Origin of the sequence: Brevundimonas sp. P7753 (assembly GCF_013386595.1) — a bacterium.
GTDB classification, from domain to species: Bacteria; Pseudomonadota; Alphaproteobacteria; order Caulobacterales; family Caulobacteraceae; genus Brevundimonas; species Brevundimonas bullata.
Genome location: NZ_JACARP010000163.1, coordinates 1 through 772 on the forward strand (window position 1 = coordinate 1; position 772 = coordinate 772).

The 772-nt window shown below is 63.1% G+C and carries 2 protein-coding genes; both read left to right on the plus strand.

What is annotated here, in order from left to right:
* The coding region (locus HX774_RS18705) for an extensin family protein (RefSeq protein ID WP_178828940.1) at positions 1–221 on the plus strand (221 nt) is incomplete at its 5' end.
* A gap of 201 nt (positions 222–422) precedes the next feature.
* Entirely contained in the window at positions 423–626 is a 204-nt protein-coding gene (locus HX774_RS18710) for a cold-shock protein (protein WP_114817908.1), read from the plus strand.
* Positions 627–772: the final 146 nt, after the last annotated feature.

A 772-nucleotide genomic window follows, 5' to 3' on the forward strand; every position in this document is an offset into this window, starting at 1 on the left:
TGGCGGGGGTGCGGCTGACCGACGGCCGGACGGTGTCGGTGCTGCGGGACTGGGAGGGGAAAGGGGCGGACGGGAAGCAGAAGGCCGTCTTCCTGCGACGCTTGCGAGACGGGGGCTGCCGCCTGTTCGGCAATGTTCTGACGCCGGACTATAACGCCGCGCACCGCGACCACTTCCATCTGGACGGCGCCGCCCGCGGGGTGTGCCTGAGCGCGCGATAGTCATCTGAGCTCTTGGCCTGCGGATTCGCTTTACAGTTGACGGACTGTGGATAGTCGGGTGACAAAGTCGGGCAGTCCGGATTTCACGTGGGGTCCAAACCCGCGTCTCGCTCCTTCGCCTGAACGAGCTTGTCCAGATGGACTGACGGATTATCCCGCGTGGAAATCCGCCTGGCAAAGCGCGTTTACGGAGACGCTAAGATGGCGACCGGCACGGTTAAGTGGTTCAACCCCACCAAGGGCTATGGCTTCATTCAGCCCGACGGCGGCGGCTCGGACGTTTTCGTCCACGTCACGGCCGTTCAGAAGGCTGGCCTGCAGGGCCTCGATGAAAACGCCAAGGTCGAGTACTCGCTGGAAGATCAGCGCGGCAAGACCTCGGCTGTGGACCTCAAGGTTCTCTAAGGCCCACGGACCCTTCGGGTTCTGAGATTGAAAGGCGCGGGACCTGCCGGTTCCGCGTCTTTCTTTTTGTGAAGTGAAGAGCGCTAATGCGCGGCTCGCGGATCCGCGCTGCTTGAGCGCAGCCTTGCTCGATCCTCCCCCGTGAA